15 protein-coding genes are annotated in these 15539 nt (G+C 42.5%); 7 read left to right on the top strand and 8 right to left on the bottom strand.

Going from position 1 to position 15539, the window contains the following annotated elements; translation table 11 throughout:
* Positions 1–11: 11 nt before the first annotated feature.
* Positions 12–2906, bottom strand: a complete 2895-nt coding sequence (locus RM556_RS00645) for a gluconokinase, GntK/IdnK-type (RefSeq protein ID WP_311373610.1) — start codon at positions 2904–2906, stop codon at positions 12–14.
* Entirely contained in the window at positions 2869–4251 is a 1383-nt protein-coding gene (locus RM556_RS00640; RefSeq protein ID WP_311360030.1) for an MFS transporter, read from the bottom strand. The genes RM556_RS00645 and RM556_RS00640 overlap by 38 nt, the downstream gene beginning before the upstream one ends.
* A 207-nt stretch (positions 4252–4458) precedes the next feature.
* Here RM556_RS00640 and RM556_RS00635 point away from each other — a divergent pair, with 207 nt between their 5' ends.
* The 7 genes from RM556_RS00635 (at position 4459) to RM556_RS00605 (ending at position 11621) form a co-directional block, all read left to right on the top strand.
* Positions 4459–5460 (top strand): LacI family DNA-binding transcriptional regulator, encoded by a 1002-nt coding sequence (locus tag RM556_RS00635; protein ID WP_311360029.1) that lies wholly within the window; start codon positions 4459–4461, stop codon positions 5458–5460.
* 86 nt (positions 5461–5546) lie between these two features.
* Positions 5547–6209 (top strand): ABC transporter ATP-binding protein, encoded by a 663-nt coding sequence (locus tag RM556_RS00630; protein ID WP_311360028.1) that lies wholly within the window; start codon positions 5547–5549, stop codon positions 6207–6209.
* 42 nt (positions 6210–6251) lie between these two features.
* Positions 6252–7280 (top strand): HlyD family efflux transporter periplasmic adaptor subunit, encoded by a 1029-nt coding sequence (locus RM556_RS00625; protein ID WP_311373609.1) that lies wholly within the window; start codon positions 6252–6254, stop codon positions 7278–7280.
* Positions 7270–8268, top strand: coding sequence for an efflux RND transporter periplasmic adaptor subunit (locus tag RM556_RS00620; protein ID WP_311373608.1), 999 nt, complete (start codon positions 7270–7272; stop codon positions 8266–8268). The genes RM556_RS00625 and RM556_RS00620 overlap by 11 nt, the downstream gene beginning before the upstream one ends.
* A complete protein-coding gene (locus tag RM556_RS00615) occupies positions 8265–9491 on the top strand; it encodes an HlyD family efflux transporter periplasmic adaptor subunit (protein WP_311373607.1) in 1227 nt (408 codons plus the stop codon). The genes RM556_RS00620 and RM556_RS00615 overlap by 4 nt, the downstream gene beginning before the upstream one ends.
* A complete protein-coding gene (locus RM556_RS00610) occupies positions 9491–10744 on the top strand; it encodes an ABC transporter permease (RefSeq protein WP_311373606.1) in 1254 nt (417 codons plus the stop codon). The genes RM556_RS00615 and RM556_RS00610 overlap by 1 nt, the downstream gene beginning before the upstream one ends.
* 82 nt (positions 10745–10826) lie before the next feature.
* Positions 10827–11621 carry a transporter substrate-binding domain-containing protein gene (locus RM556_RS00605; RefSeq protein WP_311373605.1) on the top strand — a complete coding sequence of 265 codons (795 nt, stop codon included), beginning with the start codon at positions 10827–10829 and terminating at the stop codon, positions 11619–11621.
* A gap of 77 nt (positions 11622–11698) precedes the next feature.
* On the opposite strand, the gene RM556_RS00600 is transcribed toward RM556_RS00605, so the two are convergent.
* The 6 genes from RM556_RS00600 to RM556_RS00575 form a co-directional block, all read right to left on the bottom strand.
* On the bottom strand, positions 11699–12517 hold the full coding sequence (locus RM556_RS00600; RefSeq protein ID WP_311360022.1) for a tetratricopeptide repeat protein: 819 nt from the start codon (positions 12515–12517) through the stop codon (positions 11699–11701).
* 93 nt (positions 12518–12610) lie between these two features.
* Positions 12611–13153, bottom strand: coding sequence for an NTP transferase domain-containing protein (locus tag RM556_RS00595; protein WP_311373604.1), 543 nt, complete (start codon positions 13151–13153; stop codon positions 12611–12613).
* 63 nt (positions 13154–13216) lie between these two features.
* Positions 13217–14020 (bottom strand): hypothetical protein, encoded by an 804-nt coding sequence (locus RM556_RS00590; protein ID WP_311373603.1) that lies wholly within the window; start codon positions 14018–14020, stop codon positions 13217–13219.
* Positions 14021–14512: a hypothetical protein gene (locus RM556_RS00585; protein ID WP_311373602.1), complete on the bottom strand. Its 492-nt coding sequence runs from the start codon at positions 14510–14512 to the stop codon at positions 14021–14023.
* A 14-nt stretch (positions 14513–14526) separates the two neighbouring features.
* Complete coding sequence (locus RM556_RS00580) at positions 14527–15078, bottom strand: hypothetical protein (RefSeq protein WP_311360018.1); 552 nt, start codon at positions 15076–15078, stop codon at positions 14527–14529.
* Entirely contained in the window at positions 15078–15524 is a 447-nt protein-coding gene (locus tag RM556_RS00575; protein WP_311373601.1) for a hypothetical protein, read from the bottom strand. Before RM556_RS00575 ends, RM556_RS00580 begins: the two co-directional genes overlap by 1 nt.
* Positions 15525–15539 lie beyond the last annotated feature (15 nt).

The following is a 15539-nucleotide window of genomic DNA, read 5'->3' as shown; positions in this document are numbered from 1 at the left end:
ATCTGGTTGTTCTATTCATCATTTGGGGTTTGTTTCGCAATAAAATCATGCATTTGATGCAGAAGTTGTTGAACGTTATCTTGCTGACCTCCATCAATCACCAGTGTATTTTCACTGGGACTTGGCATCTCTAAACTTGCCAATTGCGATGCCAATAAATGGGGTGAAAAAAAGTGACCTTTCCGGCTCAATAGTCGTTCCTGTAGGATACTCTCGCTTGGCGCCAACATAACTAACTTCGTATTCACATTGATAGACATAAGAAGCGCACGGTGCTCTGCTTTTAAACCGGAGAAGCTGACTACAGTATCATATCCATGCGCCAGTTTTTGTGCTGCAGTCAATTGTAAACGAGCCAACCATGGTGCTCGATCGTCTTCGCTCAAAGCGACTCCTTCGGCCATTTTTGCTATGGCTTCTTTGGCATGTAAAGCATCCCCTTCAATAAATACTGCACCTAGTTTTTCAGCCAATGCTTGCCCAAGAGTTGATTTGCCCGCGCCAGAGACACCACATACCAAGATCAATTTAGCGTGACACTTTTGTTTATCATTAGGTAGCTTGAGTTTAAGTGTATATTGCTCCCCTTCTTTTACATTTTCAATGCGAAGGTCTTTAGCCATGCGCCCGTTAATTTCCAATTTTGGTGTTAGGGTATTTCCAAACTCAATTTTCAAATGAATGTCAGCGTTTCGAAAACGATAGCGTATATCGCAATTACCCATACTCGACGGTATCTGAGGCTGAAGCCACAAATCTTTGCCACAGCCTCGTAAACCAAAGAGTTGCTCAATGACTATGCGGTAGATCCATGCAGCCGTACCTGTATTGAAAAGATGGCTAGATCGCCCCGCGGTCTCTGGAAATTGAGTATATGCACCGCGAAAGTAGTTGGGTAAATAAATAGGTAATTGGCCAGCTTGCTCTGAATGCATGGCTGATAGCATTTCTTTTAGATTGAGTAAGCCTTTATCTGCTTCACCTGAGGTAAACATGGCATAAATCCAGAAAGCGAAAGCATGATTATACACTGAGCCATTTTCAGCAGACCCAGGAAACTTCTGCGTGACTCGACCTATTCGTTCATCCATCTGAGTATAGCAAGGCGCAAGCATTTGATTGCCAAAAGGCGTTTGTAAATGCTGATCAACGGACATTAACATTTTGCTTTTGTACTCGTCGGAATCGATACCTGCCAGCAAAGCCCAGCTTTGTGGATTCAGGTAAATCCGGCCTTCTCTATCACTACTGATACCAAATAACTCATTATCATCGGTAATGCCTCGAGCAAACCAATTACCATCCCAGCAATGTTGAATAACCGCTTGTTGCAACTCACGAAGAGAATGCGCGAAATCTGACTTAGGTACATCGACCTTATAGTCGTTTACTAAACGTATCCAGACCTTGATTGCTGTGGCTGTGGCTAGTGTTAGCCAAGATGACACGCCCTTTCCCTTTGGGCCAACCATATTCATAGGGTCACACCAATCACCTTGCTCGATAAAGCATAAACCTCGATGATCTCGTTTAGAGAGTACCCAATGTAAAGCGAGTTCAATATGCTCAATAAGCGACTTTTCCTCACTGCTATCTTGAAAAGCAAGCATTTGATGGAGAACCGAAGTGTCATTGGTTTGATCTAAATATACTTCTAAGAGCAAGGGTAACCAAATACAATGATCGGAATGAGGTATTTGATTGATATATTTCAGCTCAGCTTCAGGATGGATCAGGATACCATCGGGCATTTCACCACTGGCAAACTGTTGCTCTAAAGACCTTAATAGGCATTCGCGGGCTGAGCTTGGTCGCAAAAAGCACATGCCGATATTATCCTGCAAATAATTGCGGGTTTGCGGATCTGTGGTTAAACGATTGACGTCACCGTGATAGTAAACTTGCCTCGGTAACCAATGGTTGATGAAATCATCGAACTTTGCATCTCGGCTCTGTAGTTGAAAGTTTTCGTAAGCTAGAGGCGCATGTTCTGCTAATGTTGAACTAAACGCTTTTTCGCAGAGGCTGACATGTTTTTTACGAATGCTCGCCATTTCAGCAGAGCGATGACATGGGCCAAATACAAACTGCCGCCTTTGGTGTTTAGGGCTAAGCTTCATGCGATGCTGCATTATTGCTACTGGTGTCTCATAAAAAGCGGGCTTATTATTTAGCGAAACTGTCTGAATACCTGCAGGCGAATGCAAACCTTTCACTCCCTCAAAGCTGAGCTGATTTGCACACCAACTGTCTGGTTTGTGACTGCTCGTCAGGAAAGTGCATTGAGCCGTGTCTTTCAGTTTAGGATAATCGCTTAATTTCTGATAAGGCGTGACATATTGGGCGACAATTGAATCTTCATCGGGATAGTAGTTAGCAGTTTGATTCATCCAAGACATGTACCCCAATGTAAAATAGCTATACACAGAAACACGTCGATTTTGTCCAGTTAAATCGGCAAGCGAAATCTGCCAATACTCAAATGGGGCATCGTTGGCAAGCTGCAAACACAAATCAATAGCAAAGCCGAGATGTTCAATCTGCCATATTACCTGCTTTGGCGTTGCTGTGAATTTGAATTTATCGAGTGCCTCATTGCATGGCGCAAAAGGGACCGAAAAAACAGTCTTGCTTGCTTCGTCTTTAATATAAAAAAAGCGACCGGGATGATGAGCGAAATAGGGATGCTCCGGTTGCATGAACGTCTTTGCTTCAATATTGGGAGCGAATGCATACTTGCTTGGCTCAGGTTGCATAAACTGAGCAATAAGATAGCCACGACAGTTCACATTCAACATCATGTGCTGGTTCCACAAGAACGCACTAGCGTTTGGTTTACTGCTAGGTGAGTTTATACTTTGCTGCGCGTTAGACATGGCCTTTACCCACATTACTTCTCGTTTCATCTTCGTCGTTATTTAGCAACCCTAGTTCGCTATGAATAACGACCAATTGTTCTTTTGATAAAGCGTAAAACCGGATACATATGACCGAAAGCACGGCAAAGACGCCAGGAATGAGTGTCATTAACAACAGTATGCCTAACTGGGAATTGCTAGTCTGTTGTACATTCGCTGCATAACCCATATACGTTAACACCCAGCCGATAGTCGCCCCCGCTAGCGCTCCTCCTAGCTTTTGCGCAAACGAAGCAGCACTGAAAATCATGGCCGTTGCCCGCCTACCCGTTCGCCATTGAGAATAATCGGCTGTATCAGCATACATCGAAAATACTAAGGGGGATTTCGGCCCCAAACACAAGCCAATAGCTGCTTGTAAAACAAACATTAAAGCAATCTGATCTTTGGGAATAAAAAAGAATAAACTCGACAAAATGGCAACCAGTACCATAAGAATAATCAGTAGCTTCTTTTTATCAAACCAATTTAAAAGAAACGGAGTGAAGGCAGTTCCAATAAGTAAGGCGACCATATAAAGAGCCGTAAAATCACCTATTAAATCCTCACGCTCAACATAGTATTTAAAATAAAAAGTACCGCTGCTGGCTCGCAGTGAAATAGTGACCATGATCAGCATGGCTAGGATAAATAGTATCTGCCATGGTCGATTATTGAGTAAATCTTTGATGTCTGTCTTCACTGGTGTCGGTGTGCGCTGTGGGGGATGTATTCGCTCTTTTGACGCCGCAAATGTAATGGCAAATAAGACTGCAGCTATTGCACCATAAACAGCCATAGTGAGTTGCCAGCCAAGTTGTTCGTTGCCATTACCTAGGTAATTGACCATGTCATGAGTAATGTACGCAACTAAAGTGCCACCGCTAAATGCACCAATAAACCGAATACTTACCAGTGTTGTCCGCTGCTTTGAGTCTGCCGTCATTACCCCCATTAGTGCGCCATATGGCACATTGATGAAGGTGTAGGCTAGCATCATGAATATATAAGTCGCAAACGCCCAAACGATCTTCCCAGTATCATCAAGATCCGGCACAGTGAAAGTTAATATCCCAGCCGCGACTATCGGGATAATTCCCCATAACAAATAGGGCCGAAACTTTCCCATTCTGGTCTGGGTGCGATCAGCCAAAATCCCCATCACTGGATCGGACACGGCATCGATAAGGCGAGTAACTAACATCATCGTCCCGACAATGGCTGGATTCAGGCCAAAAACGTCGGTATAAAAAATAAATAAGAAAACGTCAAACACACGCCAATAAAAATTGGAAGCGACATCACCACAGGCATAACCTACCTTTTCTTTTAAGGGTAATTCGGTTTGATTCATGGCGGAAGTCCTTACAACACTGCGTGTATTCTTATGTAACGCCAATGTAAACGCGGCGTAAAATTTTTTATTATGATATAGTTATACATAAAAATGTAAGCGCTTTCAATTTAATTTATAGTTTATTCACATTCGCTGCGAGACAAAGACCAAAGCATTGGCTAAAATGACACTAGAGTGTTGTATTAAAATAAGAAAAATATAATTATGGCAACAATTTACGAAGTATCTAAAGCTGCTGGCGTATCGCTCGCAACCGTCTCTCGCGTGATTAATAAGAACGCTGTAGTTAGCGCTAAAACTCGCGAAAAAGTTGAACAAGCGATGCTTGACTTAGGTTACCGTCCTAACACAATTGCGCAGTCTTTAGCGTCAAGTAAAAGTAATAGTGTCGGTGTACTTGTATCTGAATTGGACAGTCCTTTCTTTGGCGAAATGATGTCCGGTATCGAAACCGAATTAAGACGAGCCGGTAAGCAAGTGATTTTCGCAGCCGGCCATAACACCGAAAAGATTGAAAAAGAAAGTATTGAATTTTTACTTAGTCGCTTTTGTGACGCACTAATTATTCACGTGGAAGAAACGCCAGAAGAATATTTGCAGCAACTTTCTGAAGGTAAAGTCCCTATTTATTTAATCAACCGCGTTTTAGATTCAATGAAGAATCGCTGCGTTCATATGAACAATGAACTGGGGGGCTATCGTGCAACGAAATTTGCGCTCGATAATGGGCATACTCAAATCGCGTATATCGCCGGCCCTCAACAAAAAGAAGATGCCATGGAGCGCCTCCGGGGCTACCAACAAGCATTGACTGAATCAGGTATCGACTTTGATGACAGCTTGATTGTATACGGTGACTATTCAGAACAAAGTGGCTCTGATTGTTACAAACAATTAGTCGACAAACCCAAAAAGTTTAGCGCATTAATTTGTGGAAACGACGAAATGGCTTCAGGTGCAATGAAACAAGCGCGTGATGAGGGTGTAGATATTCCTAATGACCTATCCATTATTGGTTTTGATAATACCTCATTTGCACAGTATCTTTACCCTCAACTAACCACCATTGACAATCCAATTGGTCAAATGGGGCAAATGGCAGCGTGTATGGTGCTAAACGATGTTTATGGCCATAAGCATGCGATTCAACGATATTTTGAACCAGAACTAGTGAAAAGAAAATCACTGATCCAATACACAGAATAAATAGACTCAAACTAATCGGTTCTTTCATTGTCTACGTATGTTAGTGCAACGTTGTTAATGAAAGACAAGGATGTGAACACTACACCATGATTGAAATTCAGTCCCTTAAAAAGCGATTCCAAAATGGCGAAGAAATTGTCACTGCCATTGATGATGTATCATTAACTATAAAGCAAAACGAATTTGTCGCGATTATGGGCAGTTCAGGTAGCGGAAAGTCTACACTAATGAATGTACTTGGGTGTCTCGATACGCCAAGTGACGGTAAATACCTACTCGACAACAAAGATGTTGCAAGTTTAAGCGATGACGAATTGTCGCGCATTCGTAATGAACATATTGGCTTTATCTTTCAAACCTTCCATCTACTACCCAAATTAGATGTAATCGAAAATGTAAAGCTCCCACTTCGTTACTCTAATATCAGCGCAGAAGAAGCTAACGAGCGCGCCTTTGAGCTGATTGAACGAGTAGGCTTAAGTCATAGGAAGTACCATAAACCTTTCGAAATGTCAGGTGGACAAAGGCAAAGAGTTGCAATAGCTAGGGCACTCATTAATAAACCCAGTGTTATTTTAGCTGATGAACCTACCGGAAATCTCGATAGTAAAACGTCAAGCGAAATTATGGATTTACTAACAGAACTTCATCAAGCCGGACAAACCATTGTCATGGTTACTCATGAAGATGATATTGCACAATATGCTCAAAGAACCATAAGAATGAAAGACGGAAAGGTTCTCAATTAAGCCAAGATTTATCTGCACCCAATGTGCAAACAGGAAATTAACATGGCCGAAAGTAAGATGCTAAATAATCATATCAATACCAAACGACGTCGTTTTTATAAAACGTGCAGCGTGATCTCTACATCACTCATTATTTTGCTGGGTAGCGCTAACATGTCCTTCTCCAGCGAATTGCTCCTTACTGGTAAGGTAAGCTCCTCAGCTAAGCAGGTGGTTAATGCGCCCCAGTCTAGTCGATGGCAAATACAAATCCAATGGATGGAGGAAGAAGGTGAAATCGTCAACGAAGGTGATGTCATTGCTGTATTTGATGGCTCGAATGAACAAAGCCGCTTAGATCAAAACATTGAATCATTAGAGCGACAGGTGCTTGAACTAGAACAACTCAAAATGGAGCAGGAACGAAAGGTCAGCGAAGCCGAGGGCAGTCTAAAGTTAGCCATCATGCGAGTCGACAGAGCAAGGATAGAGGCCTCAGTACCCGCGTCGGATGTTAGTCGCTACGACAAAGGTCAATATGATTTGGCCTTACAGCGTGCGTTATTAGAACAAGTAAAAGCCGAAGAAGCATTGCAGCGAGCGTTGAAAGAACGTTCAACTGAGCTACAAAAGAAAAACATTGATAACCAAAAGGTAGAAGAGGAAATTGCTTACCTCGAGGGCTTGCTGAATAAAATGAATGTCAAAGCGACACTTTCAGGCCCAGTGAGTTACGCCATGCATCCGTGGACTCAGCAAAAAATCGCAGCCGGAAATAACCTTCAACCGAGTTGGAAGGTACTGGATGTGCAGGCAAGTTCAGATTTTCAAATTGAAACCTGGGTACATGAGATTGATGCTGTTGGTTTACACGAAAACACACAAGTTGACTTAGTAATCGACGCCTACCCTGAGCAACGTTTTAAAGGCGAAATAGAAAGCATCTCCAGTCAGTCCGAGAAAAAATCACAATGGAGTAAAAGCGCTTACTTTCCGGCTATTATACGCTTTGTAGAAGAGCCTGATTTAAAACTTTTACCCGGTATGAGCGTTAGAATTCATGTAAACAAAGGGGCCTCAGATGATGCTTAAGCAACGTGCTATTTTACCTGCCGCATTGGTTTTCTCTCTAGCCTTGTTTGGCTGTGGAGAAGAAATCATCGAAATGGCGCAGGACAGCGGTGACAAAACCATCAAAGCACCCGCCGAGCTTGTATCAATGCAAGAAGTCACTATTGGTCCGCCTAACGTTAGAAGAATGTGGAACTTTAAAATTGAATATCTGGCAAGAGAAAATGCCATTGTTAAACCCGGTGATGTGCTGGTGAAGTTCGATGGTCAACGTTTGCGCAATGACCTTGTCGGCCGACAAAGCGAGCTAGAGGCAGCCATTAAAGAGGCCGAACAACGAAAACTCAATAATGAAGCGACGCTTAAAGACCTGTTGTTGGATTTAGCCGAAGCCAAAATGAATGAAGATAAAGCGCGCAGAAAAGTTGAAATTACTGATGCTTCTCGCTCTGAAATCGAGCGCAAAAAGCAGCAAGCAGAATTCATCATTGCGAGAGAGTCTCACTTACAAGCGCAGAAGCGAGTCCAACAACATAAAAACGAAATGGCAATTAACCAAAAAGTACAAAATGCCAGAATCGAAAACCGCCGTGTTCGTGTGAAAGATCTGCGAGACAGCATTGCTAAACTCACCATCAAGTCACCTAAAGACGGGATGGTGATTTACTACGATTGGAACGACGCAAAACCAGCCGTTGGCGATACGGTCTATATGGGAGCCACGCTAATGACCTTGCCTTCCCTCGACAATATCTCGGTGAAAGTCGAATTTGATGAGTCCCATACAGCTAAAGTGAACCTAGGGCAGGAAGTCAAAGTGACATTAGACGCATTTCCCGAAAGGCCATTCAAGGGCACAATCAGTGAAATAGGCAAAGCATACAGAAACAAATCTCAACGCAACTTAAAAGTCGTCTTCGACGCATGGGTAACATTAGATACCCTAGACAACGACGTAATGAGACCGGGTATGAAAGCAACCGTTGAACTTCCCGAGGAAGAAGCATGAAAATGATGAATAAATACAAGGTCCCGTCAGCAAGCCTTGCACTCTTATTGTCTGCTTTGCTAATTAGCGCTTGTTCCGAGGAAGAGGCTACCGTACCAACCTATGAAATTACTGACCGGAGTTTTGAAATAAAGGTATTTGCATTTGGTGAAATTGAGGCGGCAGAGGCTCAGCGCATCCCCTCCCCTGGCAATCAACCAATGACCTTGGAGTGGTTGGCGCCCGAGAACACGATTGTTCAAAAAGGCGATGTAATAGCTCGCTTTGATGCTCAACAAATCATAAAAGACAGTCGAGCAGAAGAGTTTGAAATGCTCAAACTGCAAGAAGACATGACCAAGAATAATGCGATTCAAAACCAGCAGTCCAAAGATATCGAATCTGATCAGACGTTTGTAAAGCAAGAGTTCGATTTTGTTGACCGCTTTGCGATTGATGATTTGCGTATATATTCGCAATTGGAGATCATCGACACACTGCAAAACCGTGATTTCTTGGAAGCCAAGGATGAGTTTTTAGAGTGGAAAGAAACCAGCATCGATAAGCAGCATGAAAGTGAATCAGCAGTGCTTAATATCCGCAAGCAGGGGCACGCTGCCAAATTTCAACGCTATCAACAAGCGCTATCGAAATTAGAAGTCGTTGCTCCCTACTCTGGCTTATTAATATATGAAAAAGACCGCCGTGGTGAAAAACCCTCGGTAGGACAGACAATATTCCCGGGCAGGCCAATCGCGCAAATTCCAAACTTAGATAATATGCAAGCACGCATATATGCCTTGGCTAACGACGCCATTGACTTGGCATTGGAACAAACAGTGAGCATTCGTCTTGACGCCTTTCCTGAACAAGAATTCACTGGCAAGATAAGTAATGTTGCGGGCTTTCCACGCTCTATAGAACGCGGTAATCCGGTTACTTATTATGAAGTTACCGTGACTTTAGATAAACAAGACAAGCAACTTATGCAGCCTGGTCGTAAACTAACCGCTAATATCCAAGTTAAAACAGCCAGCAGTGCTGTGGTTATTCCTCTGCAAGCAATTCATCATGACCAAGGTAAGTCTTACGTTTACTTAAAAAAGAGCGGCACATTCGTGCGCAGTGAAGTCAGCAGTGGTCGCAAGAATCAGTATTTAGTAGAAATAACAGAGGGCGTTGAAAAAGGCGATATTATTGCATTGAGCGTACCAGAAAATATCGCAGAAGGTGTTCAATCATAATGAACAAATATATTATTTTACTGAAAGACGCTATTGCCGAATTGTCCGCGCAAAAACTTCGTACATTCCTGACCTTGTTAGGCATGATATTTGGCGTTGGCGCTGTTATCGCTATGCTGAATATTGGTGAAGGTGCTGAACGCCAAGCATTGAAGCTCATTGACTCAATGGGCGTCAACAATATCATTGTAGAAAGCAAAGAGTATCCCAGCGAAGAACTCGTTGAAATACGCGAAGAAAGTTTGGGTTTATCTATGGGTGATGTAAATGCAGCCTTGTCGACCTTACCTTTCGTTGAGGGTTTTAGCGCAAGTAAAAAGATACGCGTGCACGATATTTACAGTGATGAAAGCAAGTCACAAGCCGAAGTCCTTGGCGTTACGCTAAGCTACTTTGAGCACGCAAACCTCAAGTTGGCAGCAGGCAGGTTATTAAATGAAGCAGATAACACAACGATCAGTCAATCAGCGGTACTCGGATTTGATGCCGCTGCGGAATTGTTTCCCGACCTAATAAGTGACCCTAGCCGTATCATTGATAAATACGTGAAAGTGAATCACGTGTGGCTGTCTGTAGTTGGTGTACTGAACCCTCCACCTGGTGACAAAAATGAGTTTCAGGGGGTAAAGATTGGCGGCGATCGGTATCGTATTTTTATTCCTGTCTCAACCAGCACTCAGAAGTTTTCCAGTGACGTACTCGCCAGCGAACTCGACACAATCAAGCTAAACATTTCGAAGCAAAGCGACCCTGTAATCGCCGCTAAAGCAGTTGAACAGCTGATGCAGTTGCGCCATGGTGGCGTGGATGACTATACACTTGTCATCCCCGCAGCCTTGCTTGAGCAACAAAAGCAAACACAGCAAATATTCAATATTGTGATGGCTTGCGTGGCTGGTATTTCCTTGCTAGTTGGCGGCATCGGTATCATGAATATTATGTTGGCGAATGTAATGGAAAGAACCAAAGAAATTGGTCTACTGCGTGCTGTTGGTGCAACTCAACAAGATATCAAAGAGCAATTTTTGGCTGAAAGCTTCGCAATATCGGTATTGGGTGGGATTTTGGGTATTGTATTTGGACTCGTGCTTTCAGAAATAATTGGAACCTACTCCGGCTGGGCAGTTAGTTGGTCTATCCCAGCGATATTTCTATCTTTGAGTATCTGTATGATTGTCGGCGTTGGCTTTGGTGTTTTCCCTGCAATTAAGGCCTCAAAATTGAACCCAATAGATGCTTTACATAGTGATTAAAAACCAAGTACTCTAGTCGGCGAAAATGCTTTCTTCTTGGAAAGCATGCATTAAGTTAACAGCCCAAATTCTAAGGTTCTTCATGGATATCAAAGCTCATCTGTGCACAGCTATGCTTCTGCTAGGCTCGATATATTCAGGCCTCGCTACAGCCCAAGGAGCGCCAGATGCATGTGAGGTAGTCAATAGCGCACCCAAAGAAATTAAACTTGCGGTCGCTAATTACGAACCTTGGATGATCATTAAAAGTGGCAAAGTGAGTGGAATCGACTTAGATATCGTGAATGAAATAGCTGCGCGGCTAGGTGTTGAAGTAAAAACCGTCGAATGCAATTGGGCTGACTGTTTGGAGAAAAGTCGCGTAGGACATGTTGACCTGCTGACCAACATGTTTAGAACACCGGAACGTGAGCGCTTTCTAACTTTTGTTGAACCTGCATATTTACTTGGGACTCATCGAGGCTTTTATATGTTAGGCGATCAGAAATACCTACTAGAAAACTACGCTGACTTAAGTGATAAGGTGGTAGGTTTCGAAAATGGTGTTCCTTCTTTTGACAAGCTCGATAAAGACAATTCGCTTGATAAACGCTATTTCGAAAGTGCTTATAAAGTCCTGCAAGCTTTACTAGAAAAAGATATTAAAGTGGCTGTGGGACAGGACAATGTCTTCGACTTTATTATTAGTAGTAATGAAGCATTCAGAACGAGTATTACAAAACAACGCTTTTCAGTGTACACGGAAGAACTCGGTTATTTCGGCATATCAAAATGTTCAATAAAACCTAAATTATGGGCCGCCTTTGAAACGCAACTCACCAAGCTAATCAATGAGGGCTTGATAAACAAGTTCGTCAAAAGGTACGAAAACAACTAGCGCCCATTCACCTAGTGAAAGAGCGCTAATTTAGTTACTTCTAAATACTCGACCATTACTCAGCCATCTCGACTTACTTAGCGTGAGACAATACCAAAACTCCCTGGCAATATAACAACACTTGAGAAATCATCGAGCTTATCTGCTGTTGTCGATTTGCATTCAATTCGCTCAGCGCAGCTTTTCCCTTTAAAGCGTGTTCCTAATGATTTAATAGGCTTCCGCATACTTAATAACTGACTGTTCAGCATATTCGTTAACGAAGGCCCTGATATAGTAATTCGCTCAATATCATCATCTGGCCACTTACTTTCACCTTCCTCGCTCTTTAACATAGGAGCCATATTTATTTGCGCAGCTAACATTGGAAAAGTATCACTCGTTATCTCAGTACTTTTCCTAATGTGGTCAATAATTTCTGGCACGTTTATCTGGCGAGACTCATAAGCTGACGCTAAATATTCGTCAGCTTTCTTCACATTTTTGACGCCATATTCATCGGTCAGATAAACAACACCCAACATAAATTTTGCTGTTTTGTGATTGTTCTCTGCCGCTTTTTCTAAGTATTCAATACCTTCTTCGACGTCCTGAAAATCAGATTCACTCACATACAGCAAGCCAGCCATATACTGAGCTGAGGTGATTTTCCCTCGAGCAGCTTTCTTAAAATACGTTAGGGCGGTTCTTGGATTAGATTCAACACCATAGCCATAGTAATAAAAATTACCCAGCACAACATTTGCTTTCTGATGGCCATTTTTTGCTGCTTTTTTAAAGCCCTTAAAATAAGCTTTACACTCTTCTGTCATGCAAGGCTCTAGTTTTGCTGCCGCCGATGGCGCAGAAAAAAATAGAGAAAATGCAATTAGTAAAAGTATCGAATAGAGTTTCATAATCAGTTCCCTTTATTATTTGTCATTGACACATACACACTGTTTAAAGATTACGCAGAAATCTTAACCTTAGCAAGTTCTCGACTCAAAAAGCTAAGAGAAGCTTTTCCAGTCTTGCGGCGTATTGATATTAAGAAACTCGTTTGAATTAATGTTGACGCTGGACTCATCCATTTGATGTAAAGGTGCAACATTAAGTAGCTGCTTTAATGGCAAACCTGGATGTTGCTTGATGGTGGCGGCGAACGCCAAATGTTGCTCATTCAAATAAATTGCCGCCGGCAAGTAAAATTGAGAAAAAATAGTCGATTGTTTACTCTCAATGCAGCGTTGTAATAATAAGTTTAAGGTATGCTCTTTTAAGGCTGGCATATCGTTTGGCACGACCAGTAAAATATCCCTTGGCTGCATATTTAATGCATGAATAACGGAGTAAATGCCGCCCACTGGACCTTTATGTTGAAAGGTATCTTGTATACCAGCAACTGAACCACTCTCGACTATCTTATCCAAAGCACATGATTGTAAAACAGAGGTGGCATGCGCAAGTAAGCTTCGTCCATCTTTTATCAATTGCGCCTTGTCACGCCCCATCCGAGTAGACTTACCTCCATTCAATACAACACCCACTTTCATCCTATTACCTCAACTCGCAGCCTTCAATCGCTATATAAAAAAAACGTGATAGCTTTCACTATATCACGATAAACAAGGCTTAGCAGATAGAAGCCATGAGGTATCTAGCACTCGTCCATTGACTTTAATATTGCGTAGTCTCAATTGCTTGTTGACGAGCACATAAGTTGCACCAAACTGCCGTAATTCTGCTGAATCATGATGATTGATAAGCTCATTTGCAATTAGCGAAGCCAAGGTAAAATCAAGCGCGTATGGAAACACTCTCACCGGCGTATCATGCGCAGCATAAAGTGAAAGTAACTGGCGTTCATGCTTACTTAAATTCTGATTCACTACTCGCAAAAATTCACTTCTAGGCGCTTGCCCATCTTGTTGATTACTGAGTATGGTCAATTGACTTTGTGTTTCCTTATCCACGGCACCAAAAACAACGCCTTCACAGCGATACATATGCTGAACGATCTCGTTTCTTTTTCGGTCATTTTGCGGAAAATAAAACTCTACCGCTTTTGCATCTAGTTCATTCAAGGTTGTCAGTACCGCTTGAGTTTGCTGTGTGCTCGGCGTCACCGTTTTATAAACTTGCTCGATAGGTCTTTGTTTTGGCACCGAAGGCAAGGCGATCTTGAGCGTTGTAACTGCATGCTGGTTTATATTTACTGTCGTATCATCGGCAGTGTCATCGAAAGGCTTGTCATATGCACCGGTCTTATTGTTTTGTATCGATTGAGCAGTCGTCATAGCTTGCGGGTTAGCCTCGTGAGCTTGCTCGCTTGTTTGGACGTCATTAAGGGGAGAAAACCAAGCTATGCCAAACAACCAAATCAAGGTACAGATGAGTAAACCAACGCTAATCCATTTCATTTAGTTGCTCAATGCCCGCAAGGAAGCCATTTCCATTTTCGCCACCACGTCTTGCAAACGCGCTAATTGCTCTCTTTTTATGTTCTGAGCATTCCCAGTGTCGCTTGCTAACTTACTTGCAACCTTTAGTTCAGTCGAAACCTGATTATTTTGCCTTGCCACACTCATTTTAGGCTCTACTGTAGACTGCGGTGTTAGGACATCGGTCTTTTCTGTCAGGAAATCAGTTTGTTGCCTTGATTGTGAAATTAGCGTTTGCATCGCACGCATTGCTTCAGCCTGCTCCTCCAGCTTTACAGATAACGTGTGTACTTGCTCTTGCAGATGCTCTGTTCTCTTAAGAGCTAATGTGTCAACAGAGTGTGTTTGCAATGGCTGCGGCGAATCCTGCCAAGACGATAGCCAAGCCTGACCCGCTTCAGATTGTAAGCTTAAGTAAACCAGTGCTATACAGAAACTAGCAACAAATACTAAAATACTAAAATGTTTCATACATCCCTCCTATTTCATTTATTGGCAACGTGATCTCGCGTCAAACTAGCGAGTCGCTTTGCCATCGAAATACTTGCCAATGCTCGAATTAACGTAGCACTTGGCAAACCTACAACGGTAGTCATAAACGCCATTGAAAATTGGCCAGTGAGTTCGCTAATGATGCTATTGACTGTCTCAGGGCTGAGTTCTTGTTGTGACAAGCTTCCGATCCCAAGACTGATACCTAACAAAGTATAGGTTAACGACAGTGTTGAAATTGCGTTAGCTATCTGATGACTAACTTCCAAGAAAAATTCTTTTTCTTTTAAGGTAGTGTCGTTTCGAATAATCTTATAAATGGCCATAAAGCCTGTTGCCATTAACGGCAAATAAATAGAGACAAACGACACGCTGAACACTTTCTGGATGTAGCCAATCAGATCCAATGCACTGGTTTGTGTTGTGAAGCTCGCTATTGCTAGCAATATCACGGCACAGGCAAACGCGATTGCACACTTCACAAGAATAGCTTTCGGCCAAAGAGCCAATCCCTTTGAGCGACATTGATGTTTGACCAATAACATTAGCGATAACCTGCTTTAGTCTCAAATATGCTTTGATTGCTTAGGTTTACCTGCAATAACCATTGGTTCATGGCGTTAAGCTCGTTCTCAGCACCAGCGTGCACCAGAAAGGTGGTGTCATAGTCATTGAAAGCGCGCTTAACCATATTTGACTGGTGTGACAGCAGTCGTTCGTCGCGCAAGACCATACGTTCCATATCAGCTAGCTGACGCTGCTGTTGCATAAGCTTTGCATGCTTTTTTTCTACGCTTAAATTATTGTTTAAGAACGTGGCAATCAGCGCAGCTCTCTCACGTTCTAAATTTTTCAAACTGAATAGATCTTTGTCAAATTTAGAATTATTTGCGCTTGCTCCGAAACTCATTGATATAAAAAGAGCGAGTGACAGTGGCACTGAAAATAATGTATTGATCTTATTTATTGGCTTATTCGTGGTGTTTTTCATTTTTGGCTCCTGACA

It is taken from the genome of Alteromonas sp. W364 (assembly GCF_031846205.1).
GTDB classification, from domain to species: Bacteria; Pseudomonadota; Gammaproteobacteria; order Enterobacterales; family Alteromonadaceae; genus Glaciecola; species Glaciecola blandensis.
Note: the sequence above shows the minus strand (reverse complement) of the source record. Positions and strands in the feature narration are given on the sequence as shown.

Bases quoted from the DNA above. Each gene is read 5' to 3' on its own strand.
- RM556_RS00645 (WP_311373610.1), bottom strand. From the start codon at position 2,906: ATGAAACGAGAAGTAATGTGGGTAAAGGCCATGTCTAACGCGCAGCAA.
- RM556_RS00640 (WP_311360030.1), bottom strand. From the start codon at position 4,251: ATGAATCAAACCGAATTACCCTTAAAAGAAAAGGTAGGTTATGCCTGT.
- RM556_RS00635 (WP_311360029.1), top strand. From the start codon at position 4,459: ATGGCAACAATTTACGAAGTATCTAAAGCTGCTGGCGTATCGCTCGCA.
- RM556_RS00630 (WP_311360028.1), top strand. From the start codon at position 5,547: ATGATTGAAATTCAGTCCCTTAAAAAGCGATTCCAAAATGGCGAAGAA.
- RM556_RS00625 (WP_311373609.1), top strand. From the start codon at position 6,252: ATGGCCGAAAGTAAGATGCTAAATAATCATATCAATACCAAACGACGT.
- RM556_RS00620 (WP_311373608.1), top strand. From the start codon at position 7,270: ATGATGCTTAAGCAACGTGCTATTTTACCTGCCGCATTGGTTTTCTCT.
- RM556_RS00615 (WP_311373607.1), top strand. From the start codon at position 8,265: ATGAAAATGATGAATAAATACAAGGTCCCGTCAGCAAGCCTTGCACTC.
- RM556_RS00610 (WP_311373606.1), top strand. From the start codon at position 9,491: ATGAACAAATATATTATTTTACTGAAAGACGCTATTGCCGAATTGTCC.
- RM556_RS00605 (WP_311373605.1), top strand. From the start codon at position 10,827: ATGGATATCAAAGCTCATCTGTGCACAGCTATGCTTCTGCTAGGCTCG.
- RM556_RS00600 (WP_311360022.1), bottom strand. From the start codon at position 12,517: ATGAAACTCTATTCGATACTTTTACTAATTGCATTTTCTCTATTTTTT.
- RM556_RS00595 (WP_311373604.1), bottom strand. From the start codon at position 13,153: ATGAAAGTGGGTGTTGTATTGAATGGAGGTAAGTCTACTCGGATGGGG.
- RM556_RS00590 (WP_311373603.1), bottom strand. From the start codon at position 14,020: ATGAAATGGATTAGCGTTGGTTTACTCATCTGTACCTTGATTTGGTTG.
- RM556_RS00585 (WP_311373602.1), bottom strand. From the start codon at position 14,512: ATGAAACATTTTAGTATTTTAGTATTTGTTGCTAGTTTCTGTATAGCA.
- RM556_RS00580 (WP_311360018.1), bottom strand. From the start codon at position 15,078: ATGTTATTGGTCAAACATCAATGTCGCTCAAAGGGATTGGCTCTTTGG.
- RM556_RS00575 (WP_311373601.1), bottom strand. From the start codon at position 15,524: ATGAAAAACACCACGAATAAGCCAATAAATAAGATCAATACATTATTT.